This window comes from Streptomyces tubbatahanensis, assembly GCF_022699385.1.
Classification (GTDB): domain Bacteria; phylum Actinomycetota; class Actinomycetes; order Streptomycetales; family Streptomycetaceae; genus Streptomyces; species Streptomyces diacarni.
In genome coordinates this window covers 247,705-273,705 of sequence record NZ_CP093846.1, presented here as the reverse complement: position 1 = coordinate 273,705, position 26,001 = coordinate 247,705, and the positions used below count along the sequence as shown (strand labels likewise).

The window sequence follows — 26,001 nt, the reverse complement described above, 5'->3', positions numbered from 1 at the left end:
GTCGTGCACCGTCGCACGTACCGATGGCGCAGCACCACCGATGACAGGAGAAGGCATGCCGCAGGCAGGCACCATGTCCCCCGCACGAATCCACTCACGCCCCACCGGTGCCCGCTACCAGGACGCACACCGCAAGTGGCAGGGCATCCCGTCTATCGAGCGGACCCGAGGCGGCCGGCTGTACGTCAACTGGTACTCGGGGAAGGAGACGGAGACCGGCGGGAACTTCGTCGTCGTCACGACCAGCGACGACGACGGAACCAGCTGGGACGGCCCCCGTTTCGTCGTCGAACACGACGACCCCGAGGTGCGCGTGTACGACCCCTGCCTGTGGCGTGACCCCCACGACCGGCTGTGGATGACGTGGAACCAGAGCCGCGACTTCTTCGACGGACGGATCGGTGTCTGGGTCGCCACCAGCGACAACCCGGACGACGAGGAGCCCGTCTGGAGCGCGCCGCGCCGGATCGCCAACGGCATCATGATGAACAAGCCCACCGTGCTCTCCGACGGCACCTGGCTGTTCCCCGCGGCCATCTGGGCCTGCCACACGCCCACCGAGCAGCACCCGCTGCAGGCGGAGCGGTTCTCCAACGCGTACGTCTCGACCGACGAGGGGGAGACGCTCTCCTACCTCGGCGGTGCGGACATACCGAACCGCAGCTTCGACGAGCACATGATCGTCGAGAGGCGCGACGGCAGGCTGTGGATGCTCGTCCGGTGCTTCGACGGCGTGGGGGAGAGCTTCTCCGACGACGGCGGCAGGACATGGTCACCCGGCCGCAGGAGCCACATCGACGGCCCCTGTTCCCGCTTCCACATCCGGCGGCTGCCCTCGGGCCGCCTGCTCATGATCAACCACGCGGACTTCGGCGACCGGCGGTCCCGCGAGGAGATCGAACTGCAGGGCAACGTCAAGGAGTGGAAGGGCCGCACCAACCTCACCGCGTTCCTCAGCGACGACGACGGTGACACCTGGCCGCACCGGCTCCTCCTCGACGACCGCGAGGACGTCTCCTACCCCGACGCGGCCGTCGGCCCCGACGGCCGCATCCATGTCGTGTACGACCACGACCGCTTCGGCGACCGGGGCGTCTGCCTCGCCCGGTTCACCGAGGAGGACGTCCTGGCCGGCCGGATGGACAGCGCGGACTCCGCTGCCCGCCTGCTCGTCAACCGCGCCCTCGCACTGCCCGAGCCCGGTGGCGACACCCCGGCACCGGCCGGTACGGCCGCCGCCGGCTGACCGGCATCCACGGCGGCCGCTCCGGCCACCTCGCAGGGCGCCCGCGTCGACACCCGCGCCCGCACCCACCAGTGAAGGAAAGACGCATGGCTATGGCGACACCCGTCTCGGAGAAGCGCTGGACGACGCTTCCCAACTGGAGATTCCGGTTGCTGCCCCGGGACACCCGCACGATCATCACGTGCGTGTTCCTCGGGCTGACCATGGCGGTGGTCCTCCAGATCACCGAGCGCCTCGATCTGGCTCTCACCGGCGGCAGCGTTCCGCTCGTCTCCGCGATCGTCGTCTGCGCGATCTGGGTGCCCTCCGCGGCGTTCTACGGCCTCACCGGGGCGCTGATCACCGCGTGGATCAACCCGATCATCTCCAACCTCACGGCCTCCCAGCCGATGGCCCCCTTCCTGTTCCTCACCAACGCCGCGCACACGATTCCCGTGGCGCTGCTGGTGTGGCTGATGAAGACCCGCGGCAAGGGCCTCAAGCTGTGGCAGCTCGTCCTCATCGGGCAGATCGCCGGGCTGGGCGACGCGCTGATGTTCGGCGTGGGCAACCGCCTCATCCTGCATCTGCCCTGGGACTTCATCGCAGGCCAGATCCTGGTCGTCCAGCCGTGCTACCTCGCAGGATCCTTCATCACCTACGGGATCATGCGCCGGCTGGTCAACACCGGGCTGGTCCAGAAGGAACGCGATGCCCAAGCGATCGCCGATGCGATCTGACCGGCTCGCACGAACCAGGAGAAGCCCGCAATGAGCGGAACGATGCTCTACCAGCCAGGAAAGACGGTTCTGCACCGCGCCGACGCGCGCGCGAAGATCGTCGCCATCCTCGTCGTCCTCGCCCTCGCGCTGACGACGACCCGCGTCGACGTGCTCGTCGCGCTGACCGCGGTCGTGGTGCTCGGCCTCGCCGTGCTCGCACGGATCACCCCGGCCTCGTACGCCAAGGCCCTGCTCCTCATCATCCCGCTCGTGCTCCTCCTCACCCTCCTGCAGGCCCTGGTCCAAGGGGGTCCGGCGATCGCCACGGTCGCAGGGGTCTCGCTGTCCCGGTCGGGCGTCCTGCTCGGACTGGGTATCGGGATGCGGCTGTTCGCCATGGGGATCTGCTTCTACGGGTTCTCGGTGACCACCAGCCCGTCCGACATCGCGCTGGCCCTCCACAAGGTCGGCGTGCCCTACAAGTTCGCCTACCTGACCAGCTTCGCCTTCCGGTTCCTGCCCCTGCTGCAGGACGAGGCGAAGACCCTGCTGACCGCCATGGCGGTGCGCGGATCGGCCGAGAGCAGCTCGCGCCACCCGCTCCGCCGCGGACGCGCCATCGTCCGCATGCTGTTCCCCATGCTGGCCGGCTCGATGAAACGCAGCAGCGAGATCGCCCTGTCCATGGAGCTGCGCGGCTACAGCCTGCCGGGGCCGCGGACGTTCTACCGGTCGGCCGCCTTCAGGGGCAGCGACGCGGCGCTGGTCGCCGGCGTCCTCGTCCTGGCCGCCGCGCTGCTGGCCATGCAGTGGCAGCTGCCCGCACCGTTCACCGAAGGGGCATGAGCAATGAGCACACCGGCCCTGGCCGTCTCCGGCCTGTCCGTCCGCTACGAGGGCGCCGAGCGGCGCGCGCTCGACGAGGTGGCCTTCGAGGTGGCACCCGGGCAGATCGTGGGTATCCTCGGCCCGACCGGCGCGGGGAAGTCCACTCTTCTGCAGTGCCTCTCCGGCGTCATTCCCCGGCACGAGGATGGCGCCGCCATGCGGGGCGACATCGCACTCTTCGGCCGTCCGCTGAGCGACTTCGCGGGCCTGTCCGACATCACGGAGACCATCGGCCTCGTCCTGCAGGACCCGGAGGTGCAGCTGGTCAACACCGTGGTGCGGGAAGAGCTGGTCTGGGGCATGGAGAACCGGGGCGTCCCGGTACCGGAGATCGAACGCCGCCTGAGTCGGGCCGCCGAACTCTTCGGCATCGGCGACCTCCTCGACAGGTTCACGCACGCGCTCTCCGGCGGGGAGAAGCAGCGCGTCGTCGTCGCCTCGGTCTTCTGCCTCAGCCCGCGGATCATGCTGCTGGACGAACCCACCTCGGAGCTCGACCCCGCCGGCACCGAAGGCGTCATGAACGCCATCCGCGTGCTCGCCGACGAGGGTGTCACCGTCCTCGTCGTCGAGCACAAGGTCGAGGAACTCGCCGTGTACGCCGACCGCCTCATCGCCATGCGTCAGGGCAGGATCGAGGCGACGGGCACCCCGCGCGAGGTCCTCATGGGCTCCGCCGCCCCCGACCGGCCCCAGGTGCTGGACATCGCGCTGCGGCTGAGGGAGCTGGGGCACTGGGAATCCGAGCTGCCCCTGTCCGTCCCCGCGGCCGTAACCGCCTGGGAAGCGATGACGAACACTCCGCACAGTGACAGGAACCGCACATGAGCCACCCGGACGCCGTCATCGAGGTCGTCGACGTCGAGCACACCTACAAAGGCGACACCAAGGCCCTGGCGGGGGTGGACCTGACCATCGGCCGCGGTGAGTTCGTCGCGATCATCGGCAAGAACGGCTCAGGCAAGACCACCTTGGCCAAACACTTCAACGGCCTGCTCCGCCCGACCAACGCCGGCGGTGCCGTCCGCCTGCACACGGGGGGCGGCAGGACCATCGACACGCGCGGCTCGCGGCTGCACCACCTCGCCGCCACCGTCGGATATGTCTTCCAAAACCCCGACCGGCAGATCTTCCACGACACCTGCCGCGAAGAACTCGAGTACGGCCCGCGCAACCTCGGCGCCGACCCCGCCGCGCTCGCACACCAGGTGTCCGCGACCCTGGAGCTGGTCGGGCTGGAGGGGCGCGCGGAAGCCAACCCGATCCACCTCTCGCGGGGCGAACGCCAACGCCTGGCCATCGCTTCGACCCTGGTCATGGGGTGTGACGTCGTCGTCGTCGACGAACCCACCACAGGCCAGGACCGGGCCGAGTCACGCAAGATCCTCGACTCGCTCGCCCACCACCACGCCCAGGGCCGCACGGTCGTCATCATCTCCCACGACATGGCGCTGGTCGCCGAGTACGCCACCCGCGTCATCGCGATGCGCCGGGGGCACGTTCTCGCCGACGGGACACCCGCTCAGGTCTTCTCCCAGCGCGAGGTGCTCCAGGAGACCAACATCCGGCCACCGCAGGCCGCCGTACTCGCGGCCGAGATCGGTCTGCCCGGCGCCCTCACGGTCGACCAGGCGGTCCGCTCCATGCGCGACGCCCTGCTGCCCACGTCCCGCACCACTGTCTCCCCGATCGGCGAGGTCGAGTGAACATGCGCTATCTGGTCACCGGAGCCCGGGGCTTCGTCATGAGCGTCCTGGTGAGGGAACTGCTCACAGCCGATCCCGACGCCTTCGTCACCGCACTGGACCTGCACGAGCCCGACGAGGTCCTCACCCGGTACCTCGGCGAACACGGGGAACGCGTCCGCTACCTGCGCACCGACGTCGCCGACAGCGCGGCGGTGACGGACGCGGTCGCGGCCGGCGCGCCCGACGTGATCGTCCACGGCGCCACGGTCACGCACGACGCGCTGACCGAGCGCCGCGACCCCGCGCGCTTCGTCCGCGTGAACGTCACGGGTACGACGCACGTCCTCGACGCCGCGCGGCGCACCGGCAGCGTGCGGCGCGTGCTCCTCGTCAGCAGTGGTGCCGTCTACGGGAACTCCCCGCACCGACTGCTCACCGAGGAGACGCCGCCCGCGCCCGACGAGATGTACGGCGTCACCAAGGTGACAGGCGAGCTCGTCGCGCAACGGTTCAGCGAGCTGTACGGGCTCCAGGTGCCCATCGCACGCCTGACCAAGATGTTCGGGCCCATGGAGCGGCCGAGCAGTGGCCGCGCGGTCATGTCCCTGCCGTATCACCTCGCGGCGGCAGCGGTACGCGGGCGGGAGGTCGGACTGACGGAACGCACGCTTCAGGCGGGCGGGGACTGGCTCAGCGCGACCGACGCCGCCCGGGCCCTGAGCCGGCTCGCCGGGGGAGAGGGCGAAGGCAGCCGGACGTACAACATCTCCAGCGGCATCCGCACCACCGTCACCGACCTCCTGGCGCACTTCGGCGTCGAGGCCCGCACGGTCCCCGCCGAGCAGGCCGACGCCGACATGGATCCCGACGCCGAGTACGGCAAGAACGGTCTCTACGCGGCCGACCGCGCCCGGGACGAGTTGTCGTGGAAACCCGCCACCCTCGCGCAGCAGGCCGGCGAGTACCTCGCGTGGGCGAGGCAGCACCCCGACGTCTTCACCGACCGCCGGTGACGGCGGCCCCTCAGCCGTGCGAGGGCCTCTCGTTCGTCGCCCGATAGGTGTCCGCAGCCCGCCGGGAGTCCTCCACGACCCGCTGGAGCGCCGCGAGATGGGCCTCCAGCGCGGTGCGTCCCTCCTCGCTCAGGTTCAGCCAGGTGCGGGGGCGCTTACCGACGTAGCCCTTGTCGATGTCGACGTAGCCCTGGTTGCCGAGCGTGGTGATCTGCTTGGACAGGGCCGAGGCGGACAGGCCCACCGATTCCCGCACCCAGGCGAACTCGGCCCACTGGACACCGGACAGCAGCGACACGATCGACAGCCGTGTCGGGTCCAGGAGCACAGGGTCGAAGTCAGCGGCCGCCATGAGCCCAACCCAGATCCTTCCCCTCGGTCCTGTCCCGACGGGCGACGGCGAGCAGTGCCTGCTCGGACCGGCGGCCGAACACGATCACGAAGCCGCCGAGCAGCACGCCTGCGACCGTCCGCCAGTAGGGGAGAGGTATGCCCGGGTGCGGAATGAAGGCGGCCGCGAGGCCGGCCGCCATGACCAGCAGCAGGATCACGCGCGCGAGGGTGGCGAACCTCGGTGCGATCTCCTTCCTGCGCAGCCGCGTGGGCCGGCCCAGCAGGGCCGAGCCGCGGCGCGTGTTGAGCATGACCGCGTAGGTCACCGACAGCACCGCGAGGAGGGGGGAGGTCCACCGCGTCGCCTCGGAGCCGAAGAAGTCCGGCGCCGCGAGGCACACGAACAGCACGGTCCCGCACACCACCGCGACCCACCGGGATTCCTGTACCGAGGCGAAGACCTGGTCCCTTCGGTGCTCGGCCTCCTGTAGCGCGCGGGCGGCCTCGGCGGGGGTAGGACGGTCTGTCATCGGGAGCCTCCCAAACTTTCCCTGGCGGAATCACTTTCCTGACAGGAAAGTAGTTGCCTCGCGGGGAGAGGTCAACCCGCGCGGTGGTGCCCCGCGGCCCTGCGAGCCGGGTTTTGTGTGCGCGCGTAGACGCGGCGCCGCATTCTCGGGCTGGGCGCGCGTCGCGTTGGAGCTGGCCACCGCTGATCTGGACCAGGGCCGACGGCTGATCGAATCCACCCTCGACCTCATCGCCGGCGCCTGCCTCATGCGCCGGCGTCGCTACCCCTCGGACACCACCGATGCCGAGTGAGCCCTGATCGAACCGCTGCTGCCCGACCCGGCCTGCGTCATGCCACGCCCATCCGCCGCGAGAGGGGGAAAGGGCCTCGGGCGGTCGCCACAAGCAGCACTCGAACCTGATGATCAAGACGGTCAGCCGCCCCCGGGACGCCTCCGGCTTCGTCGTCCTGCCCCGCCGCTGGGTCGTCGAGAGGAGCCTGGCCTGGATGATGCACGCCCGCCGACACGCCAGAGACTACGAAAGACTTCCCCAGCACTCAGAAAGCCTGATCACCTGGGCCGCCATCACTCTCATGACCAGGCGCCTCTCCCGCAAAGGCGCCACCCCCAGCTGGCCGAGAAAACCAGTGTCGGCCGAGACCTAACCGCCCTTCTCTCCCCTCTGCTCTCGGGAGGGCGTTTGGGTCGAGGACGCGCGTGGACGGTGCTCGGCGAGCCAGACCTGGGCGTATGCGACGGCGTCAGCCAGGGAGAACAGCCGAGCCTCGGCCGCACCCACCGTGCCCCGTACCACTGGGCGTTCTTTCTCGAAAGCCGCGCCCAGATCATCGAAGCGGTCATCGGTGATCGAGGTATCGCGCACGGTGCTCCAGCGGCGGCCCTGCGGGGTCATGACTGCGAAGGAGCTGTCGACCTGCGGAGCGGGAATCCGGTACTCGGCCAGGTGGAACGCTGTGCAGGATTCGAAGCCCGCGCCCAGCAGAAGGATCCGCGCCCTGGCTTCTTCCAGCCGGGCGAGTGGGCTGCGTTCACCAAGCTGGCAGTCCAGCGCGTGGCTGTCCACGATCGTGGAGGCGCGCGGGCCTATGGCCGCGAATGAGGTCTGCGGGTGCGCGCTACGGGCGGCTCCAGGCCAGTTGCGGAAGGCCTCCGGGATCGCACCTACACCGCGGGTGGGTGTGGTGCGCGGGTCGTAAGCCGGCATCGATGCGCGGATGTCCGCCCACCACGTCTCGGGCACGGGCGGATTGCTCCAGTTCGCTGGGTCCGAGTTGTCGCCAGAATGCGTCGGCACCACCAGGGTGCCGCGGTCGCCGAGGGCGTCGAGCAGTGCCATGACGACGGCGCCGGGGCCCCCGCACACCCAGCCGAGCGAGCTGAGGGAGGAGTGCACCAGGAGGGTCTCACCAGGTTGGAGGCCAATGTCGCGCAGCTCGGAGGCGAGTGAATCACGCGTACACAGCGGGCCGGCCGGAGGCGTCGTCGACATGACTGGTGAGTGTGCACGGCCCGAGGGCGACATACCACCGATTTTTTCGACAACTACCTCCAGCCTCGACTGCCCCTTTCCCGTGCCGAACCCTGCCCAGGGCCTGCTGCGGGATCAAAGACACGCTCTGAGGCGTGACGTCGGCTTCGCCGCCGGCACGCGGCGACCAGCGCATCCCGTGAGCAGGCAGGCGTCGAGGGCTCTCACCGCGTCGCGCGACGAGAGCCCTCGCTTCGCCCCTCGCCTACGCCTCGCCTCCTGACGGCCGGTCGTCGATCACGATGCGCGTCACCTGCCGCTCGTCCGCGCCGGCATCCGCAGCCTGACCCGTCTCACGCAGGGCCTCCCCGATCCGCTGGTACGCCAAAGCCGCCATCCGTTGCGTGCCCACTGACGCGCCGGGCTCGCGCCGCACCGCCCACAACTCGTCCACCGCCGCGAGCAGCGACCGCCCCGACACGTCCACCTCCACCGTGCCGTCCGGCTGCTCGGAGATGTCCGTCGGCAACCTGAAGTGCTCACCGCGGGACGCCCGCTCCACGACGAAAGCCCACGTGTCCCGGTGGCACACCAACTCGGCGCGGGCGACACCCGCAGCCAGCCCCAGCAACTCCTCGCGGTCCTGCTCACCTGCTTCCTCACCCTGGCCCCGGGCCACCGTGGTCCGATCCGGCCGGGGCCGTTCCGCCAGTTCGGCGCGCAGCGCTGCCACCGCGTCGCGTGACTGCTCCACCTCCCGCCTCACAGTGACCAGATCAGCATGGGCTTGACCCAGCAAGCCACGCATCTCCTGGTTCTGCTCCCGCAACTCCGTGAGCCCCGACCCCACCCCTTTCCCGAGCTCATCGATTGCCTCGCGCAGCACCTTGACGTCTTCCTTCCAGCCCATCCGAACCCCCCAGAGGCAACGGCGTATCACCCCGGGAAGCTCCCCCGTCCAAGCAGCCACCACGCGGCGACTTTCGGCCGCGGCAGATCGCTCCCGCCCAGGTCAGCCAGGGCCTACGCCTCACTGCGCGTGTCGTCGAGCGGTTCGTCCCGGCGCCCGGGGCTGGTGCACAATCGCGAGGTGTCTGTCACCGTTTCCGATCTCCTGGACGAGTCCGCTCTGGGGCTGCGCGCCCTCACCCGTCACTGCCGGACCGGTGACCGGTCGATCAGCTGGGTCTCGACGACGGAGCTGCCCGATCCGCTCCCGTTCCTGCGCGGCGGTGAGCTCGTCCTGTCCACGGGCATGCTGGAGCGAAAGGACGCGGAATGGCACCGGCTCGCCCATCGGCTCGCCGAACTCCCCGTGGCCGCGCTCTGCTTCGGTACCGGTCTCGTGCACCGCAGTGTGCCGCATGCCGTGGTCGAGGCCGCGGAGGAAGCGGGTCTCGCGCTGGTCAGCTCACCGGTCGAGGTGCCGTTCGTCCAGATCAGCCACTGGGTGGCCGAGCGGATCTTCGCCGAGCGGTACGACGCGGTACGCGCCGCGGTCACGCTCCAGGACGAGCTCGTGCGCGAGCTGACCTCGGGGCACGGCTTCCGCGGTCTGCTGCGCCGGCTCCACCGGCAGCTGGGGGCGGGGGCGCTCGCCGTCGTCGACCCCGCGGGCCTCGTCCTCTCCCGGTTTCCCGCCTCGTCCGCCTGGCCGGATGCCACCCAAGGCCGCCTGGTGGACGAGGCGGGGACGGCGGTGCCGGTCAGTGTGGCCGATGTGCCGGTGGCGTGGTTGTGCACCCGACGACCCGCCGAGCAGCGTGAGCTGCTGTCGTTCGCCACCAGCATCCTCGGCCTGGAGGTCGCCCGCCACCAGGCCGTACTCACCGGCAGGCGGGAGCTGCTGGGGCAGCTGCTCGAAGACGTCGTGCACCGCACCGTGTCCGAGGGCGAGGCCCGCCGTCGCCTGTCGTCGTACGGCATCTCCACCGAGGCGCACCACGCGGTCGTGGTGGCGCGGATCGTCGGCGACCCCGATCGGTTGCGCACTCTGCCGTGGACGCTGCGTCCGCTGCTGGAGCGGGAGGGGGACCGGTTGCCCACCGCCCTGATCGACGACACCGTGACGGTGCTCGTGCCCGAGGGCGCCGACGCCGAGGCGAGTGCACACATGGTCGCGAGGCACCTGGCGATGGTGGACCGGCACGTGCACGTCGGCGTGAGTGAGGCGCGCCGTGGTGTGCCGGGGTTGCGGACGGGGTACTTCGAGGCGCGCCAGGGGGCGCAGGCGGGGCCCGGCGTGCACCGGGCTTCCCCGCTGAGCATCACCGGACTTCTGATGGGCAACCTGGAGCTGCCGCTGCACGATCTCGGCCGGGCCGTCCTTGCTCCCCTGCTCCGTTACGACGAGGAGCACCACGCCGAACTGACCGCGACCCTTCGCACGTACCTCGCACACGACTGCGCGCCCGCCGCCACCGCGGAGGCCCTCACCCTCCACCGCAACAGCCTGCGCTACCGGCTGCGGTTGGTCGAACAGCTCACAGGGCGTGACCTCGGCCGTCTCGCGAACCGCATGGAACTGTGGCTCGCGCTGAGCGCACTGGAGGCCGGGGGAGAGGGAGGCGCGGGCGCGGTCTCCGGGCCGTGAGACGGAGGCCGCACGCGGTGCCACCCGCGCCGCGCGGCAGCCCGGGGCGGGTGCTCGCCCCGGACCGGACGCGCGACCGCGGGCGTGTTCACGAAGACCGGTCTTCCGCGAGCCACTGGCGCATGACCTGTGCCGCGTGTTCGTCGAGACCCGGGCTCGAAGACGCCCTCTCCTCGGCGGTCGCGGCGACCTCCCCGAAATGGACCGGCTGGCGCAGGAAAGGGGTGCGGCCCAGCACGGGATGGTCGAAAGCGCCGATCAGGCCGCGGTCCCGTATCTGTTCGCTGTCCACCGCCTGCGCGAGGTCGCGGATGGCGGCTGCCGGGACGCCCGCGTCCAGCGCCTGCTTCACCGCGTCGTTTGTGGTCAGCGTGGCGGACCAGCTCTCGGTGATCTCCCGTATCTCTCCGAGGTGCCGGGCCCTGGCCGTGTCGTCGCTGAACCGCGGGTCCCCGGGCAGCTCGGGTCGTCCCACCAGGTGGGCGAAGCGCGCGAAGACCGTGTCACTGGCCACGGCGACGGCGACGAGTCCGTCGGCGGTGCGGTAGGTGTCGAACGGCGCGGAGACGGGGTGCCGGTTGCCGACGCGTCCTGGCAGCCGGCCGGTCGCGGTGAGCAGGCTCATCGCGGTCACCTGCAAGGACACCAGCGAGTCGAGCATGGCGACATCGACGTACCGGCCTCGGCCGGTGCGTTCGCGGTCGAACAGGGCGGCACTGACCGCCCAGGAGGCGAACAGCCCGGCCATGAGGTCCCCGACCGACTCACCCACCCTCGTGGGCGGTCCGCCTGGTGCGCCGGTCGCCGCCATGAGCCCGGACATCGCCTGCACGATCAGGTCGTAGGCGGGGTACTCCCGCATCGGGCCCGTCTGGCCGAAACCGGAGATGCTCGCGTAGACCAGCCGCGGATTGGCGGTGCGCAGCGCGGCGTGGTCGATGCCGAGTCGCCGGGTGACACCGGGGCGGAAGTTCTCCACCAGGACATCGGCCCGCGCCGCCAGCCGCAGCAGCGCGGCATGGTCGTCGGCGTTCTTCAGGTCGAGGACGATACTGCGCTTCCCGCGGTTGAGCTGGGCGAAGTACACGCTCTCCCCGTCCAGGAACGGGCCCAGGTGGCGGGCGTCGTCACCGCCTGGTGGCTCGACCTTCACCACGTCGGCGCCCAGGTCGGCCAGCAGGGCTGTGCAGTACGGGCCGGCCAAAACCCGGCTGAGGTCGAGGACACGCAGTCCGGTGAAGACGTTCATCGCGTGGGCCTTTCGGTCAGGTGAGGGGCGGTGAGGGGCCGCGACGCGGCGGCAGAGGGAACGTACGGAGGCGCCGGGCGCTGCGTCGACGTGCGCCTGCACGAAGACGCGGCCGGTCCTCGTGCACACGCACATTGGCCCCGGCCCCTGTGGTGCGCCCCAATGAGCTGGCACACGCGTTGTCCGCAACCGGCCGCGAAGGAGCCCGCCATGACACAGGACCCGTTCCAGACGTCGACGCCGTACCTGCTGCCCGAGGTGTACGAGGAGTTCCGGGCCGCGGCCCGTACCGTCGCGGAGAAGAAGCTCGGTCCCCGGGCCGCGCAGGTCGACGCAAGGGGGGAGTTTCCGCACGACAACCACGAGACACTCGTCGCCGCCGGCCTGCACGCGCCAGGGGTCCCGGAGGAGTACGGGGGCGACGGTGCCGACGCGCTCGCCGCGGCCATCGCCGTGGAGGAGGTCGCCCGGGTGTGCGCGTCCACCTCCACCATCCAGACCTCCAACAAGCTGGGGGTGACACCGTTGCTGCTGGCCGGCACGGAGCCGCAGCGGCGCCGTTACCTGGCCGAAGTGGCCGCGGGCGACGCCCTGATGGCCTACGCCCTCAGCGAGCGGGAGGCGGGCAGCGATATCGCGGCGATGCGCTGCCGCGCGACGGCGACCGAGGAGGGCGGATGGTCCTTGGAGGGGGTCAAGACCTGGATCACCTCAGCCGGCGTCGCCCGCTACCTGATCGTCTTCGCCGTCACCGACCCCGGAGCAGGCTCCCGCTCCATCTCGGCGTTCGTCGTCCACGCCGACGACCCGGGCCTGGGCTACGGCGAGCCGGAACGCAAGATGGGTCTCAAGGGCTCGGTCACACGTGAGGTCTACTTCGACGACTGCCGTATCCCCGCCGACCGGCTGCTCGGGCAGCGGGGCAGGGGACTGCACCTGGCACTGGGGACGCTGGACCACACCAGGGTCTCGGTCGGCGCCCAGGCACTCGGAATCGCCCAGGGAGCCCTGGACACCGCCGTGTCCTATGTGCGGGAGCGACGCCAGTTCGGGCAGGCGCTCGCCGACTTCCAGGGCGTGCAGTTCATGCTCGCCGACATGGCGATGCGGGTGGAGTCGGCCCGCCAGATGGTCTACGCCGCCGCGGCCCGCAGCACCGCGCGTGCGCGTGACCTCACATACTTCGGGGCGGCGGCCAAGTGCCTCGCCTCGGACGTGGCCATGGCGGTGACGACCGACGCGGTGCAACTCCTCGGCGGCTACGGGTACACCAAGGACTTCCCCGCGGAGCGGATGATGCGTGACGCGAAGATCACGCAGATCTACGAAGGCACCAACCAGATCCAGCGGCTCGTCGTCGCCAGAAACCTCGTGTGACCCGCTGCCCGGGCCGGAGCCTCGGACCCGGCGGTCCTGCGTCCTGTGACGGAGGATGTGCCCGGAGCCCTCCGTACCGGCGGGCCCTCGGGCGAGGCCGAAGCCGGACGGGGACCGTCACAGGTGCCGTACACGATGCTGGTCGGGGAAGGTGAGGTAGCGTGCCGGAACGGAGCCGGTGAGCCACACGCCGTTCGCGCTGCGCTGGAAGGTGTGACCCCGCTCGTGCATGAGGCCGGCGGCTACTGTCAGTACGACGGCCCTGCCGCGGCGGGCCCCCACGCGGGTCGCGGTCTCCCGGTCGGGCGACAGATGCACCGCGTGCCGGGCCATCGGGCGCAGTCCCTCGTCGCGGATGGCGGCGAGGAACCGCGGGGTGGTTCCGTGGAACAGCGCGGGAGGGGGCGCCGACTCGGGCAGGCCCAACTCCACGGCGATCGTGTGCCCCTGGTTCGCGCGGATGCGCGTACCGTCGGCGGAGAACGCATAGCGTTGCTTGTCGTTGTCGGCGACCGTGGCTTCCAGCTCGGCCCGTGTGAGGGGAAAACCGTGCGCGGCGGCCGCGGCGAGGAGTTCGTCGGTGCGGGCCCATCCGCCCGCGTCCAGCACGAGCCCGATCCGCTGGGGGTCGTGGCGCAGATGGCGGGCCAGGTATTTCGAGACGCGTACGTGGCGCGCGTCGCGCGGTCTGTCTCGCGGAGTGTTCTTCATGAACCTCCAGCATGCAGGACGGACCCCGGCAGGCGCACCCGTTTTATGCCGCCTCCGGGCCGGGGCCGATGTCATCGTGCGCCCCCTCCCGCAGGTGTGGAGTGCGGGCACTCCCGGGTCAGGCAGGCGGGCGCTCAGAAGGCGTGGCGTGCCGCGGCCGCTCCGAGGGCGTGGCGTCCCGCGGGGGAGGCGGTCCGGGCGCGTTGAAGTGGTGGGAGAGGACGAGTCCCGCCGCGCCCAGCAGCGTGGCGTGGTCTTCCAGCGCGGTGAACGCCACCTGCGGCGGCCCGCCGGGGTGGGGCGGGATGCGGGAGTGCAGGGCGCGTTCGATACGGCTCCGCAGTTCCTCGCCACCGGCGACGGTGTCTCCGTGGAGGATGAACAGCCCGGGCGCGAAGACCTGATGGAGGTTCACCAGGCCGACGGCGAGGTTGCCCGCCCACTCGTCCAGCAGTTCCGCCGCGTGCGGTACGCGCGCGGCGGCGAGGCGGGAGAGCGCACCGGCGCCCAGCGTCGTGGCCCCTGGCAGGCCCCGGCTCGCCGCCTGGGCGCGGAGCCAGGAGTGGCTGGCGAGAGTCTCCCAGCAGCCCCGCTGACCGCAGTGGCACAGCTCGCCGTCGACCTGGACGATGCTGTGCCCCACCTCACCGCCCGCGCCGGCCGGGCCCCGGTGCACGTCACCGCCGACGACGAGGCCGACGCCGAGTGCCTCTCCGGTGTAGACGGAGGCGAAGTGGCTTCGTCCGCGGCCCTGCCCGAACCACCGGTCGCCCAACGCCTGGGCGCGCGGGTGCATGTCGACGCACACGAGGTGCAGGCCCAGCCGGCCTTGGAGGGTGCGCCCGACGGGCAGGCCGTCGAGTTCGGGTGCGAGGGCGACCTTGACCACCGTTCCGGTGTCCGAGTCCACCATTCCGCCCACCGCGACACCGACGCCCAGCGGGGTGGTCGAGGCGGCGTCGGCCACTTCCGCCGTCGCGCTCACGAGTGCCTCGATGGCCGCCTGCGCGTCCGGCTCCGTGCTGAAGACGCGTTCGGCCTTGGTGAGCACCTTCCCACCGGCGCTGACCAGCGCCGTCTCCACGCGCCCCGGCAGCAGGTGGACCCCGACCAGCGGCGGTGAGTCGGGTGCGAACCACAGCGGCCTGGCAGGTTTGCCGCCGGCGGGACTACTGGGCCGCGCCGCCTCCTGCGTGAGCAGACCCTGACGGACGAGGTCCTCGACGATGACTGTCAGGGCGCTGCGGGACAGGCCGGTGACCCGGGCCAGTTCGGCGCGGGAGAGCGGCCCGAAGTCGTAGAGCGACTGGAGTATCCGGACCCGGTTCACGGCCTGCCTTTCCCGAGGACCGCAACGCCTGCGGAGCGGCGATCCTCACTGTCGGGTTTCGACGTATCACGTACTAACCCCGGTTTTTCCCGTACCAACCCCGGCGCTCGACGTCAGCTCACTCACTCTGCCACAGAAGCGGCGTGTGCCGGGAGGCCCTGTGCTGAGTCGCTGTGGCGACGCGGTATGCGGGAGGAATTCGATCCTCCGCACCCCTTGACGCTCGGCGAGGTTAGTACGCAGTGTGAACTTACTTGATCGGCCGGGCCGGCAGCCGCCGCCCTCTGGCGAGCGGCAGGCCACGGCCCCACGTTGACGGCGAGGTCCCCATGCAGAAGATCGGCATCATCGGCGGCGGCATACGCGGCCACATGTACGCGAAGTCGCTCCAGCACTTTCCCGGTGCCGACGTCCGGGCGGTGAGCGACCTGTCGCAGGCCACCGCGGAGAAGACGGCCGACGCCTTCGGCCTCGCCGCCTACACCGACCACCGGCACATGCTCCAGGAGGCCGACCTCGACGCCGTCATCGTGGCGACGCCCGACTTCGCCCACCGGGACCCGGCGGTGGACGCGGCGGAACGCGGCCTCCACCTGCTGATCGAGAAGCCTCTCGCGACGACCGCCGAGGACGCCGCCGCCATCGAAGCCGCCGTACGGAAAGCGGGGGTGGAGTGCATGGTGGGCTTCGAGAACCGCTGGAACCCGGCCGTCCGCCGGATCCGGGAGGTCGCCGCCGCCGGAGAGCTGGGCCAGGTCCTGACCCAGAACATCCTGCTCAGCAACACCTGGTACGTCCCCACCGAGATGCTCTCCTGGGCCGCGCGCTCCTCACCCGCGTGGTTCCTGATGAGTCACACCGTCGATGTGGCGACGTGGGTGAACGGCCGCACGGTCACCTCGGTGGACGCACGCGGCTCCCGCGGGCAGCTCGCGGCCCGGGGAGTGGACACCTGGGACGTCGTGCACGCCCTGCTCACCTTCGACGACGGCACCACGGCCAACCTGACGTCCACCTGGGTGCTGCCCGACAGCATGCCCTCCATCGTCGACTTCCGGTTGCAGGCCGTCGGCGACCGCTCCGCCGTCCACGTGGACCTGCACGAGCAGAGCGTGCGGCACGCGGCCCCGACGGCCTCCGCTTCCCCGGCCTGCTCGGGGACGAGATCGACGGAAGGCTGCAGGGGCCGCCCACGTGGATGGTGCAGCACTTCGTCTCCTGCCTGAACGAGGGCCGCCCCGTCGGCCCCGGTCTGCGGGCCGGCCGGGCGGTCACCGACGTGGTCCTCGCCGTGCACGAGTCGCTGGCGACAGGCGCCACCGTACGGCCGGGCGCGCACGCCGCCTGAACAGGACGGCACCCACTCGGGACAGGGAGGAGCGGAACATGGCGGGCACCAGATCGGCGGGCGGCGCAGGGGAAGAGGGACCGGTCACCGGGACCGGTTCCGGCGCGGGCGCCATCATCGGCGAGGAACGCGGCGACGTGGGGCGGGAAGACGTGGGGCGGGAAGGGGAGACGCGGCAGGCGACGCACCAGCCCCCGGACGCACAGCACACGGCCCCGGCGCGGGCGCCCGAGCGGCGAAGCCTCGGCACGAAGGTCGCCGTCGTCGCCTCGGCCATCGGTCTCATCTACGGATACGACACCGGGTCCATCTCGGGCGCGCTCGTCTTCCTGGAGAGCGACTACCACCTGACGACCCTGTGGACCTCGGTGATCACCTCGATCGTCGTGGTCGGCAGCCTCGTGGGCGCCGCGGTCGGCCCCCGGGTCGCCAACGAACTGGGCAGGCGCCGCGCGATGCTCGCCGTGGCCTTCGGCTTCATGGCCTTCGCCGGACTGAGCGCCGTCCCGCTCGGGCTGTGGTGGCTGACCGTGGTGCGGCTCCTGCTCGGCGTGACCGTGGGGCTGGCCACCGTCGTCGCCCCCGTCTTCATCTCCGAGTTCGCCTCCGAGGAGAACCGCGGCCGCCTGGGCACCGCCTTCCAGTTCTTCACCTGCGCGGGCGTGATTATCTCCCTGCTGACGGCCTGGGCGCTCTCCGGCAGCGAGTCCTGGGAGGCCGTTCTCGGCCTGGCCGCGGCCCCTGCCGGGGTGGTCTTCCTCGCACTGCTGCGCTTTCCCGACAGCCCCCGGTGGTACGCCATGCGGGGTATGCGGGAGCGCGCCCTGGAGACCCTGCGGCGGCTCGATCCCGACGCGGACGCCCCGGCCCGGCTGACCGCCATCGAGGCGGACCTGGCGGAGAGCGAACACGGCCGCTTCCGGGAAATCTTCGCCAAGCGGTACGCGCGACCCACCTTCTTCGTCATCGCCTTCGGGTTCGCCGTACAGATCACCGGCAACAACACCATCCTCTACTTCAGCCCGACCATCTTCGCCAAGGCCGGCTTCGGCGACGGCGCCGACAGCATTCTGGCCTCCACGCTGGTGCAGGTCGTCGCCGCCGTGGGGGTGGTGCTGTCGATGGCGGTGGTGGACCGGTGGGGCAGGCGCCCGCCGCTGATCCTGGGGACGGCCGCCATGGTGGTGGGGCACACGGTGATGGCCTTCGTCTTCGCGCAGGACCGCATCTCCACCGGCACCGGGTACGTGGCCACCGCCGCCATCGGACTGTTCTACCTGGGCTTCTACTTCGGCATCGGCTCCCTGATCTGGGTCTACACCGGCGAGGCGTTCCCGGCCCGCCTGCGCAGTGTGGGAGCCGGCGCGCTGCTCCTGTCCGACTTCGCGGCCAACCTGATCGCCACCTTCGCCTTCCCCAACGTCCTCGCGGCGTTCGGCGGGTCGACCGCGTTCGGCGCGTTCGCCGTCCTCTCCGCGCTCGCCCTGGTCTTCCTCTACCGCATGGCGCCCGAGACCAAGGGCCGCTCCCTGGAGGAGATCCGCGGCTACTGGGACAACAAGGCGACGTGGAGCCGCGCGGAATGAGGCCGTCCCTGTGGTGCGGCGCCCACGGCACCGCACAGCAGCGGGGCACCGTCCGGCCGACCGCCAGGCGGGTCCCCGTGTGCGGGAATCCGGTGAAAATCCAGCGCCGCACCGAGGCTTCGGGAATACGCGCACGCGCCTGTGGATTGGTCTCCACCATGACGACCACCGCATTCGACCCGCGCACCCTGCTGTCCGAGAGCCGACTCGGCGTCCTGGCCACCCTCAAGTCGGACGGTAGGCCTCAGCTCTCACCCGTGCAGCCGTTCTACGACCGGGAGGCCGACCGCCTGTACGTGTCGATGACCGAAGGACGCGCCAAGACGGCCAACCTGCGGCGCGACCCCCGCGCCGCCCTGGAGGTCACCAGCGCCGACGGCTGGGGGTGGGCCACCGCCGAGGGCGCGGTGACGCTCACCGGTCCCGGAACGGATCCCCAAGGCCCGGAGGTCGAGGCGCTGGTGCGCTACTACCGGCACGCCGCGGGGGAGCACCCTGACTGGGACGAGTACCGCTCCACGATGGTCTCCGACCGGCGCGTGCTGATGACGATGGCGGTCGACCACGTGTACGGCGCCAGGCTCCGCTGAGGAGCGGCGTTTCCGTCGTGTACGCCGGCGCTCCCGCCGAGCACGCCGGCGTACACGGCCGGTCGGGCTCTAGCGTGCCGCCTCCGTCTGCGGCGCAACGTGGATCACACTGGCGGTGGCCGGGTCAGGCAGCCAGGGAAGGATCCACGAGATGGCAGACGAGCGCTCCGAGGCACCCTTCCACTGGCTGTTCGGAGACCAGTTGGGACCGCACTTCCTGCGTCCTGACAGCACCGTCGTCATGATCGAGTCCCGGTCGGTCCTCCGCCGGCGGCGCTTCCACCGCGCCAAGGCGCACCTGCTGCTGTCCGCCATGCGGCACCGTGCGGCCGAACTCGGGGACCGGGTGCGCTACGTCCGGGCGGAGACCTACCGCGACGGCCTGGCCCGGGCCGTGGGCAACGCGTCCGTGACGGTCCACCACCCCACCTCCCACGCCGCCGCGCGCTTCGTGCGCGAGCACGCACAGGTGCGGGTACTGCCCCCGCGCGGGTTCCTCGTCGAGCCTGACGCGTTCGGCCGGTGGGCGGAGTCCGTCCGCGGCGGGCACCTGCGGATGGAGGACTTCTACCGGCACGTGCGCCAGGACCACGCGCTGCTGATGGACGGCGACCAGCCCGCCGGCGGCACGTGGAACCTGGACACCGACAACCGCGAGCCCCCGCCCAAGGAGCGGGACACGTTGCCGGTGCCGGCTCCCTACCGGCCGCGCGAGGACGCCATCGACGAGGAGGTCAGGGCCGATCTGGACCGCTGGGAGCGGAAGGGGGAGGTCTCCTTCGTCGGCCGGGACGGGCCGCGGCGGTTTCCGGCCGGCCGCGCGGAGGCCCGGCGTGCGCTGCGCGCCTTCGTCGACAAGCGCCTGCCCACCTTCGGCCGGTGGGAGGACGCCATGCTCGCGGGGGACTGGGCCATGAGCCACAGCATGCTGTCCGCCGCGCTCAACCTGGGGCTGCTCGATCCGGCGGAGTGCGTCGAGGCCGCCGAGAAGGCCTACCGCGCGGGCGAGGCGCCGCTCAACTCCGTGGAAGGCTACGTCCGGCAGGTCGCCGGGTGGCGCGAGTACATGTGGAACCTGTACTGGTACTTCGGTCCGCGCTACCGGGAGGCCAACGCGCTGGGCCACCACGCGCCACTGCCGGACTGGTTCTCCCGCCTGGACGCCGACGCGGTCGAGGCCCGCTGCATGTCCACCACCCTGGCACAGGTGCGCGACCACGGCTGGGTCCACCACATCCCCCGGCTGATGGTTCTGGGCAACCACGCGCTCCAGCGCGGCTGGGACCCGGCGGCGGTGACCGACTGGTTCCACCGCTGTTTCGTGGACGGGTACGACTGGGTGATGCTCACCAACGTCATCGGCATGTCCCAGTACGCCGACGGCGGGCGCATCACCACCAAGCCGTACGCGGCCGGAGGCTCCTACATCAACACCATGAGCGACCTGTGCGGGCCCTGCGCCTACCGGCCCACCGAACGCACCGGCGAGCGCGCCTGCCCCTACACGGCCGGCTACTGGGAGTTCATCCACCGCCACCGCGACCGGCTCTCGCACAACTACCGCACCGCCCGAGCCGTCAAGCAACTCGACCGCCTCGGCGACCTGGACGACGTACTGCGTGCCGCCCGGCGACGCGATCCCGGCGCGGCGCCGTGAACGGTCCGCACCCGGGCGCAGGCTGAAGCCCTCGGGGGCGACGAGGTCTCGCGCTCGCTGCGCTGCGGTCCGGTGCCGCGCCCGGCCCGGTGCCGCGCCCGGTCCGGCGCAGCGCTCGATCAGGCGGAAGGCGAGAGGTGTTCGCGCACCCAGGCGGGGTCGGGATTCGTGTGGGCCCGCCCCGCCAGCAAGACGGTCGGCACGGTCTCGTTGCCGTCGTTGGCCGCTCGTACCGCCGTCGCTCCGGCCGGGTCGCGCCAGATGTCGACCCAGTGCGCTCGGCGGGCGCTGCGGCCCAGCTTGATGCGCATGCGCAGGCAGTACGCGCAGCCAGGACGCCAGAAGACGACCGGTCGGCCGTCGGCCGCGCTGCGGCGCTGCGCCTCCAGCGCGCCGACGGACCTGGGGAAGATGACGGTCGAGTGTGCGGCGGCGAGCAGGACGAACAGCACCAGGAGAACCGCGGCAGTGCCGGAACTGCCCTGGAAGACCTGCCAGGCCGCGACGAATGCGCCGCAGAGCACGTACAACACCGGCACTGTCCACGTACGTTTCATGGGCACAGGTTATCGACGGATCGAGATGCTCCGGCACCGGACGGTGAACGGCGCTGGACGCGAAGTCGCCACGGAGAGCCGCCACCTCGGGGGCCGGCCCCCGCTCAGTCCTTCCCGTCCGCGTCGTAGCGGGCGAGCATGGGGCGGAGGGGCTGCTCGTTGGTGCCGGGCGGGAGGTAGCGCACCGCGCCGGCGGCGAGCACGGTACGGGTGCCGGGAACCAGGCACAGGACGGCGCACTCCATCGGCTGCCCGAAGTCGTACTTCTCCGGTGGGGCGGAGGCGTATTTCGGCGGGTCCGGCAGCCTTCCCGGGCTGTGCAGGCGGCGCACCTTCCCGTCTTTCGTGAGCCGGTTGTCCGAATCGAGCAGCAGGCTTCCGGTCCCGTCGGGGACGGTGGTGGCGGTGGAGAGGGCACGGTTCATGCGCGGCAGCCGGCGTTTGGTCCAGCCGCTGCCGTCGCCCGTCAGCAGGATGGTCTCCGAATCGGGTTCCTCTTCGACCTCGCCGTGGTTGAAGTCGTTGCGCCCGAGAGACCACAGGCGGTCGCGCTCCGGGTCGTGGACCACGGTGTCGAGGGACGCGCTCGCCTCGGGCGGCACGGGATCGGGGAAGCGGAAGGCCGGAGTGTCCAGCTTCTGCCAGCCGTCGTGGGCCCAGCGGGCGCTCGCCGGCTGCGGATAGCACTCGCCCGACCCGCAGTCGGTGTCCACCCTCCCCACGACCCAGACCCGCGGAGCGGTCTGCGGGTCCTCTGCGCGGGCCGCGGTGATCGCCGAGGCGTGGAAGGGCAGTTCGGGCGCGTGCCAGGCGTCGCCGTCCCAGTGGAGTGTCTTCCCGCCGACGCAGAGCCACAGGCGCGGGCCGACGGCGGCGCACCAGGCCCCGTCCAGCTCACCGCCCCCGAACCTCTGTCCGTCGGCCGCCGGCGGTGCGGGCAGGGTCCGCCATGTGTGGCCGTCCCAGTGGTGTACGGAGGGATCGTCGCCCGACGGGCGACTCGCCAGCCACACCTCGTCCGGGCCGCTCGCGGCGAGCGCCCAGGCGGCGGACTTCGGGCTGAGCCCGTCCGGCAGCGGATGGCTGCGCCACCTGTCGCCGTCCCAGTGGTCCAGGAAGAGGGCCTTGGGCCCCTTGCCGTCCTTCACCCCACCGCGGACGCCGAACGCCCACACGTCGTCGCGCGAGGTGGCGGCGAGTGCCTTGTAGGAGCCGTCCAGGGTGTCCGCGAGATGTGTGTAGCGCCAGGCGCCGGAACCCGACCGGGCGGAGGCTGCCGCGTCGGCGGGCGGGCCGTCGTCGAGGCGGGCCAGGTCGGTGGTGGAGGGGCTGGGCGAGGGCTTCCCCTTTCCACGGCCGTTCGACCCGTGGGAACCGTGCGTCGAGCAGCCGGTCAGCGCGGTGGCTCCGGCGAGGGCCGCCACGCTCAGCAGCCGGCGCCTGGAGGGGAGGCGTGCGTCCATGCGGACCGACTGTAGTACGAACACGCGTTGGGCCCTCGTGCCCGCTTCCTCCCGTTGGGTGCCGGGCCGGTCGCGCAGTGATTCAATCCAGTTCCATCCCGCTGGTCTCCGGCGCCCAGGCCACCGACACCACCGCTCCGAGAACGAGGAAGCCCGTCAGCGCGACCATCGAGGTGGAGAACCCGAACGTCGAGAGGCTGACGGGCAGCAGGAACGTGCCCATGGCGGAGCCGATCCGGCTCAGCCCGTTCAGCAGACCCACGCCCGAACTGCGCACCCCGGTGGGGAACAGCTCCGGAGGATAGACCTGGTCGAGGTTGGAGGAGGCCGACATGGTGAACGTGAAGACCAGGAAGAGCGGGAACAGCAGCAGCGTCGGCGCGCTCGGCCACACGCCGATCACTCCGAGCGCGAGGGACATGACGACGAACGAGGAGATGAGGAACCCGCGGCGGGTGAATCTGGCCACGAACCAGAGCCCGCCGATGCCGCCCAGCAGCAGGAAGACGTTGAGCAGCCCGTTGCTGAGGAACTCCTCGTCCGCGAGCCCCAGGCGCGCCATGACCGTCGGCAGGAACGTGTAGATGGCGAAGTACGGGATGACCTGGCAGTTGTAGTAGAGGACGCCGAAGAGGGTGTTCTTGCGGTGGCGTCGGCGGAAGAGCTCGCGGTAGTCGTGCGTTTCCTCGGGCTGCGCCCGTGTGAGCAGCGGGGAGATGTCGATTCCGGAGCCGATGTGCTTGGCGACCACCGCCTTGGCCTCCGCGACGCGCCCTCTGCTGATGAGCCAGCGCGGGGACTCGGGGGTGCCGATGCGCATCAGCAGGACGAAGACGGCGGGGAGGGCGCTGCTGGCCAGCAGCCACCGCCAGCTGTCTCCGCCGAAACCGACCAGGTAGTTGCCGAGGAAGTAGGCGGCGATGTAGCCGACCGTCCACATCGCGGTGAGCGAGGCGAGGAGGCCGCCGCGGTAGCGGCGCGGGCAGAACTCGGCCACCAGCGTCGGGCCGAGGGCGTAGTCGGCGCCGATGCCGAAGCCGATCAGGAGGCGCAGCACGAACAGTTCGGTGGGCCCGGTGACGAAGAACTGGGCCACGGAGGCGACCGTGATGAGCAGGAAGTCCAGCATGTAGATCCGCTGTCTTCCGTAGCGGTCGGCGGCCCACCCGAGCACGATGCTTCCCGCGAAGATGCCGATGAGCGCCGAGGCTCCCAGCAGGCCCTGCCAGGCAGCGCCGAGGCCCATCTGCGGGGTGATCAGGGTCAGGGCGATGCCGATGATGCCCAGGTGGTAGCCGTCGGAGAAATTCGCGCCGAAGGTGAGCGCGGTGATCTTGATGTGGAAGCGGTTCAGGGGCGCGTCGTCGAGGGTCGGGGGCGACTGCGAGGAGGCCGCCGCGTCGTCCGGCGGGCGGGGGGCGTTCGGCGGCTCGGGGGTGCGGGTGGCCTCGGGGACGTGTTCCACGGCTTTCTCCTCAGACTTGCCAAGCACCATGAATGGAGGATTTCATGCAGCCTCAGAGGTGAATAGATCTATGTCAAGGGGTGGGTGATGACCGACAACAGCACTGTCCGCATCGACGGTCGGCACCTGCGCTGTGCCGACGTCGTCCGCGTGGCGCGCCGGAGCGCATGGGCGAAGCTCGACGACGCAGCGCTCGGCAGGGCCCGGGAAGCGTACGTGGTGGCGCGGGACATCGGCGCCAAGAGGGCCGTCTACGGGCGGACGACCGGCGTGGGAGCCAACCGGCACGACGTCGTCGACCCCGACTCCGCCGACCAGCACGGCCTGCGCCTCCTCAGCAGCCACGCGGGCGGAACGGGTGAGCTTGCCGCCGACCCCCTCGTCCGCTCGACCCTGCTGATCCGGCTCAACCAGCTCGCCGCGGCCGGCAGCGGGGTCCACCCCCGCCTCCTGGAAGCCCTGTCCGGCGCGCTGCGCGTCGGAGCCCTCCCGCGGGTGCACTCCCTCGGCGCCATCGGCACCGGCGACCTCAGCGCGCTCGCCGAGATCGCCCTGACCCTCGCCGGGAGGCGCCCCTGGGCCGTGGGCTCCCTCCCTCCGGTGCCGATCAGCCCCGGCGACGCCCTGGCGTTCATCTCGAGCAACGCCGCCACCCTCGCGGAGTCCGTACTGGCATGGCACGACCTGCGCGAGCTGCTCCACTCCAGCCACCTCGTCGCGGGGCTGTCCTACTGCGCGCTCGGCGGCTCACCCGAAGCGTTCAGCGCACGCGTCCACGCGCAGCGCCCGCACCCGGGGTCCGTGCGCAGCGCCGCCGAGATGCGCCGCATCCTCTGGGGCGACGAGGAGCCCCGCCCCGGCCGCAGGCTGCAGGACCCCTTCGGGCTGCGCGCGTTCCCCCAGGTGCAGGGGCCGGCGCTGGACGCCGTCGACTCCCTGGAGAGCGTGCTGAGCACCGACCTCAACGCGGCAGCGGAGAACCCCTTCATCGACATCGAGACGGAGAACGCCTACCACCACGGACACTTCTCCACGGCCTACCTCGCGCTGTCACTCGACCACCTGAGGGCCGCGCTCCACCACGTCGCGGAGCTGTCGGCCGCTCGCCTCGGCGACCTGGTCGAACCGGAGCTGACGGGGCTGTCCCCGTTCCTCGCCGCCGGGCCGTCCGGCAGCTCCGGCATCATGATCCTCGAATACGTCGCCCACGACGCCCTCAGCCAGTTGCGGCACGCGGCCGCACCGGTCACCCTGGGGACGGCCGTCATCTCCCGCGGCCTGGAAGACCACGCCAGCTTCTCCACCCAGGCGGCGCGCAGCACCTCCGCCGCGATCGGCGCCTACCGCACCGTGCTCGCGTGCGAACTGCTGGCCGCCGTAAGGGCGCTGCGGCTCAGGTCCGAGGAACTGCCGCACGCCCCGGTGGCGGAGGCGTTCCGCATCGCTGCGGCGTCCCTGCCGATGGTCGCCGAGGATCACCCCCTGACGGAAGAGATCGCACAGGCCGAACAACTCGTCGCCGGGTTGGCCGCTGTGTGAGGAGCCTCGCGGGGTGCGCCGCTTGGTGAGGACCGCTCCGTTCGCCACACGAGCGGCAGCGGCACGACGAAGGGGGTCGGGCCGCCGCGCGGCCAGACCCCCTTCGGGCGGGGTTCACGGCGCCGGCTGGACCGGTACTTCCCCGGCTTCCTCGCCTTCCGCGTAGACCGCCAGACGGCGCGCGACCGGCTCGGTCAGGTCGCCGTGTGCGACGGCTCGCGCCTGTGGCGGGGCGAGTCGGACGTCGTCTCCTACAGCGGTCTCGGCTGCTCGCAGGGGCAGCTCCCCGGCTCTCTCGTCGAGAAGCTCGGCGGCCCGGAGGACAGTGTCGGGTGCGGGCACCAGCGCGTCGGCGACCAGGTGACGGCGACGGCCGCTCAGCTCACCGTCCGGGTCCACGGTGTCGTACCACCAGCCGTCGTCCTGGCCCCAGAACAGTGCCCACCGGCCGTCGCACTCCACCGAGATCTCCAGCAGAGCCGAGGCGTCGGGTGTGGGCGGCTCCAGGCTGGTCGCGCCGGCACGGGCCCCGAAGGCGCGTGTGACGGCGCGCAGGTAGGGGGCATGGGCGCACTCGGAGAGCACACCCGCGAGAAGGTCAGTCATAGCCGCAGCATCGCCCCTGCCCCGGCCCCGAGCCGCGGGGCGCGCGGGAGACGCACGGAT

General features: G+C 71.3%; 27 protein-coding genes. 16 read left to right on the top strand and 11 right to left on the bottom strand.

Annotated features, from left to right (window positions below; all coding sequences use genetic code 11):
• Positions 1 to 55: 55 nt before the first annotated feature.
• The 6 genes from MMF93_RS01155 (at position 56) to MMF93_RS01130 (ending at position 5,536) form a co-directional block, all read left to right on the top strand.
• Positions 56 to 1,246: a sialidase family protein gene (locus MMF93_RS01155; RefSeq protein ID WP_242748661.1), complete on the top strand. Its 1,191-nt coding sequence runs from the start codon at positions 56 to 58 to the stop codon at positions 1,244 to 1,246.
• Between the two features lie 86 nt (positions 1,247 to 1,332).
• Complete coding sequence (locus tag MMF93_RS01150) at positions 1,333 to 1,965, top strand: hypothetical protein (protein ID WP_242748659.1); 633 nt, start codon at positions 1,333 to 1,335, stop codon at positions 1,963 to 1,965.
• Between the two features lie 30 nt (positions 1,966 to 1,995).
• Positions 1,996 to 2,793, top strand: coding sequence for an energy-coupling factor transporter transmembrane component T family protein (locus MMF93_RS01145; RefSeq protein ID WP_242748657.1), 798 nt, complete (start codon positions 1,996 to 1,998; stop codon positions 2,791 to 2,793).
• Between the two features lie 3 nt (positions 2,794 to 2,796).
• Positions 2,797 to 3,663: an energy-coupling factor ABC transporter ATP-binding protein gene (locus MMF93_RS01140; RefSeq protein ID WP_242748655.1), complete on the top strand. Its 867-nt coding sequence runs from the start codon at positions 2,797 to 2,799 to the stop codon at positions 3,661 to 3,663.
• On the top strand, positions 3,660 to 4,541 hold the full coding sequence (locus tag MMF93_RS01135; RefSeq protein ID WP_242748653.1) for an energy-coupling factor ABC transporter ATP-binding protein: 882 nt from the start codon (positions 3,660 to 3,662) through the stop codon (positions 4,539 to 4,541). The genes MMF93_RS01140 and MMF93_RS01135 overlap by 4 nt, the downstream gene beginning before the upstream one ends.
• A gap of 2 nt (positions 4,542 to 4,543) precedes the next feature.
• The gene (locus MMF93_RS01130) at positions 4,544 to 5,536 is read left to right on the top strand and encodes an NAD-dependent epimerase/dehydratase family protein (RefSeq protein WP_242748652.1); all 993 of its coding nucleotides are present in this window, start codon (positions 4,544 to 4,546) and stop codon (positions 5,534 to 5,536) included.
• Between the two features lie 10 nt (positions 5,537 to 5,546).
• Here the strand turns inward: MMF93_RS01130 and MMF93_RS01125 are convergent, their stop codons facing one another.
• Positions 5,547 to 5,888, bottom strand: coding sequence for a winged helix-turn-helix domain-containing protein (locus tag MMF93_RS01125; protein ID WP_242748650.1), 342 nt, complete (start codon positions 5,886 to 5,888; stop codon positions 5,547 to 5,549).
• On the bottom strand, positions 5,875 to 6,399 hold the full coding sequence (locus MMF93_RS01120; RefSeq protein WP_242748648.1) for a hypothetical protein: 525 nt from the start codon (positions 6,397 to 6,399) through the stop codon (positions 5,875 to 5,877). Before MMF93_RS01120 ends, MMF93_RS01125 begins: the two co-directional genes overlap by 14 nt.
• A gap of 115 nt (positions 6,400 to 6,514) precedes the next feature.
• On the opposite strand from MMF93_RS01120, the gene MMF93_RS01115 reads away from it, so the two are divergent.
• Positions 6,515 to 6,691, top strand: coding sequence for a hypothetical protein (locus tag MMF93_RS01115; protein ID WP_242748646.1), 177 nt, complete (start codon positions 6,515 to 6,517; stop codon positions 6,689 to 6,691).
• A 109-nt stretch (positions 6,692 to 6,800) separates the two neighbouring features.
• Positions 6,801 to 7,046 carry a transposase gene (locus MMF93_RS01110; RefSeq protein ID WP_423835332.1) on the top strand — a complete coding sequence of 82 codons (246 nt, stop codon included), beginning with the start codon at positions 6,801 to 6,803 and terminating at the stop codon, positions 7,044 to 7,046.
• On the opposite strand, the gene MMF93_RS01105 is transcribed toward MMF93_RS01110, so the two are convergent.
• Both MMF93_RS01105 and MMF93_RS01100 read right to left on the bottom strand, forming a co-directional pair.
• Entirely contained in the window at positions 7,043 to 7,891 is an 849-nt protein-coding gene (locus tag MMF93_RS01105; RefSeq protein WP_242748644.1) for an AAC(3) family N-acetyltransferase, read from the bottom strand. The two genes, MMF93_RS01110 and MMF93_RS01105, sit on opposite strands and share 4 nt — an antisense overlap.
• A gap of 244 nt (positions 7,892 to 8,135) precedes the next feature.
• Positions 8,136 to 8,780 carry a hypothetical protein gene (locus MMF93_RS01100; protein ID WP_242748642.1) on the bottom strand — a complete coding sequence of 215 codons (645 nt, stop codon included), beginning with the start codon at positions 8,778 to 8,780 and terminating at the stop codon, positions 8,136 to 8,138.
• 180 nt (positions 8,781 to 8,960) lie between these two features.
• Between MMF93_RS01100 and MMF93_RS01095 the strand changes: the two genes are divergently transcribed.
• Entirely contained in the window at positions 8,961 to 10,463 is a 1,503-nt protein-coding gene (locus tag MMF93_RS01095; RefSeq protein ID WP_242748640.1) for a PucR family transcriptional regulator, read from the top strand.
• 88 nt (positions 10,464 to 10,551) lie between these two features.
• Here the strand turns inward: MMF93_RS01095 and MMF93_RS01090 are convergent, their stop codons facing one another.
• Complete coding sequence (locus tag MMF93_RS01090; protein WP_242748638.1) at positions 10,552 to 11,712, bottom strand: CaiB/BaiF CoA transferase family protein; 1,161 nt, start codon at positions 11,710 to 11,712, stop codon at positions 10,552 to 10,554.
• A gap of 210 nt (positions 11,713 to 11,922) precedes the next feature.
• Here MMF93_RS01090 and MMF93_RS01085 point away from each other — a divergent pair, with 210 nt between their 5' ends.
• A complete protein-coding gene (locus MMF93_RS01085) occupies positions 11,923 to 13,089 on the top strand; it encodes an acyl-CoA dehydrogenase family protein (protein WP_242748636.1) in 1,167 nt (388 codons plus the stop codon).
• Positions 13,090 to 13,206: 117 nt separating this feature from the next.
• Here MMF93_RS01085 and MMF93_RS01080 read toward each other — a convergent pair whose 3' ends face one another.
• Positions 13,207 to 13,800: an RNA 2'-phosphotransferase gene (locus MMF93_RS01080; protein ID WP_242748634.1), complete on the bottom strand. Its 594-nt coding sequence runs from the start codon at positions 13,798 to 13,800 to the stop codon at positions 13,207 to 13,209.
• Positions 13,801 to 13,918: 118 nt separating this feature from the next.
• Positions 13,919 to 15,130: an ROK family transcriptional regulator gene (locus MMF93_RS01075; RefSeq protein ID WP_242748632.1), complete on the bottom strand. Its 1,212-nt coding sequence runs from the start codon at positions 15,128 to 15,130 to the stop codon at positions 13,919 to 13,921.
• 329 nt (positions 15,131 to 15,459) lie between these two features.
• Here MMF93_RS01075 and MMF93_RS01070 point away from each other — a divergent pair, with 329 nt between their 5' ends.
• The 5 genes from MMF93_RS01070 to MMF93_RS01050 all read left to right on the top strand — a co-directional run bounded on the left by MMF93_RS01070 (position 15,460) and on the right by MMF93_RS01050 (position 20,311).
• A complete protein-coding gene (locus tag MMF93_RS01070; RefSeq protein ID WP_242748630.1) occupies positions 15,460 to 16,356 on the top strand; it encodes a Gfo/Idh/MocA family protein in 897 nt (298 codons plus the stop codon).
• On the top strand, positions 16,329 to 16,478 hold the full coding sequence (locus tag MMF93_RS01065) for a hypothetical protein (RefSeq protein ID WP_242748628.1): 150 nt from the start codon (positions 16,329 to 16,331) through the stop codon (positions 16,476 to 16,478). Before MMF93_RS01070 ends, MMF93_RS01065 begins: the two co-directional genes overlap by 28 nt.
• Positions 16,479 to 16,516: 38 nt before the next feature.
• The gene (locus MMF93_RS01060) at positions 16,517 to 18,064 is read left to right on the top strand and encodes a sugar porter family MFS transporter (protein ID WP_242748626.1); all 1,548 of its coding nucleotides are present in this window, start codon (positions 16,517 to 16,519) and stop codon (positions 18,062 to 18,064) included.
• Positions 18,065 to 18,222: 158 nt separating this feature from the next.
• On the top strand, positions 18,223 to 18,654 hold the full coding sequence (locus tag MMF93_RS01055; RefSeq protein WP_242748624.1) for a PPOX class F420-dependent oxidoreductase: 432 nt from the start codon (positions 18,223 to 18,225) through the stop codon (positions 18,652 to 18,654).
• A gap of 151 nt (positions 18,655 to 18,805) precedes the next feature.
• Positions 18,806 to 20,311: a cryptochrome/photolyase family protein gene (locus MMF93_RS01050; protein WP_242748622.1), complete on the top strand. Its 1,506-nt coding sequence runs from the start codon at positions 18,806 to 18,808 to the stop codon at positions 20,309 to 20,311.
• 119 nt (positions 20,312 to 20,430) lie between these two features.
• Here the strand turns inward: MMF93_RS01050 and MMF93_RS01045 are convergent, their stop codons facing one another.
• The 3 genes from MMF93_RS01045 to MMF93_RS01035 form a co-directional block, all read right to left on the bottom strand.
• Positions 20,431 to 20,868 carry a glutaredoxin domain-containing protein gene (locus MMF93_RS01045; protein WP_242748620.1) on the bottom strand — a complete coding sequence of 146 codons (438 nt, stop codon included), beginning with the start codon at positions 20,866 to 20,868 and terminating at the stop codon, positions 20,431 to 20,433.
• Positions 20,869 to 20,972: 104 nt separating this feature from the next.
• Positions 20,973 to 22,331, bottom strand: coding sequence for a hypothetical protein (locus MMF93_RS01040; protein ID WP_242748618.1), 1,359 nt, complete (start codon positions 22,329 to 22,331; stop codon positions 20,973 to 20,975).
• 82 nt (positions 22,332 to 22,413) lie between these two features.
• Positions 22,414 to 23,796 carry an MFS transporter gene (locus tag MMF93_RS01035; RefSeq protein ID WP_242748616.1) on the bottom strand — a complete coding sequence of 461 codons (1,383 nt, stop codon included), beginning with the start codon at positions 23,794 to 23,796 and terminating at the stop codon, positions 22,414 to 22,416.
• Between the two features lie 87 nt (positions 23,797 to 23,883).
• On the opposite strand from MMF93_RS01035, the gene MMF93_RS01030 reads away from it, so the two are divergent.
• Entirely contained in the window at positions 23,884 to 25,335 is a 1,452-nt protein-coding gene (locus MMF93_RS01030) for an aromatic amino acid ammonia-lyase (protein ID WP_242748615.1), read from the top strand.
• A gap of 114 nt (positions 25,336 to 25,449) precedes the next feature.
• On the opposite strand, the gene MMF93_RS01025 is transcribed toward MMF93_RS01030, so the two are convergent.
• Positions 25,450 to 25,941: a DUF6292 family protein gene (locus MMF93_RS01025; protein ID WP_242748614.1), complete on the bottom strand. Its 492-nt coding sequence runs from the start codon at positions 25,939 to 25,941 to the stop codon at positions 25,450 to 25,452.
• Positions 25,942 to 26,001: the final 60 nt, after the last annotated feature.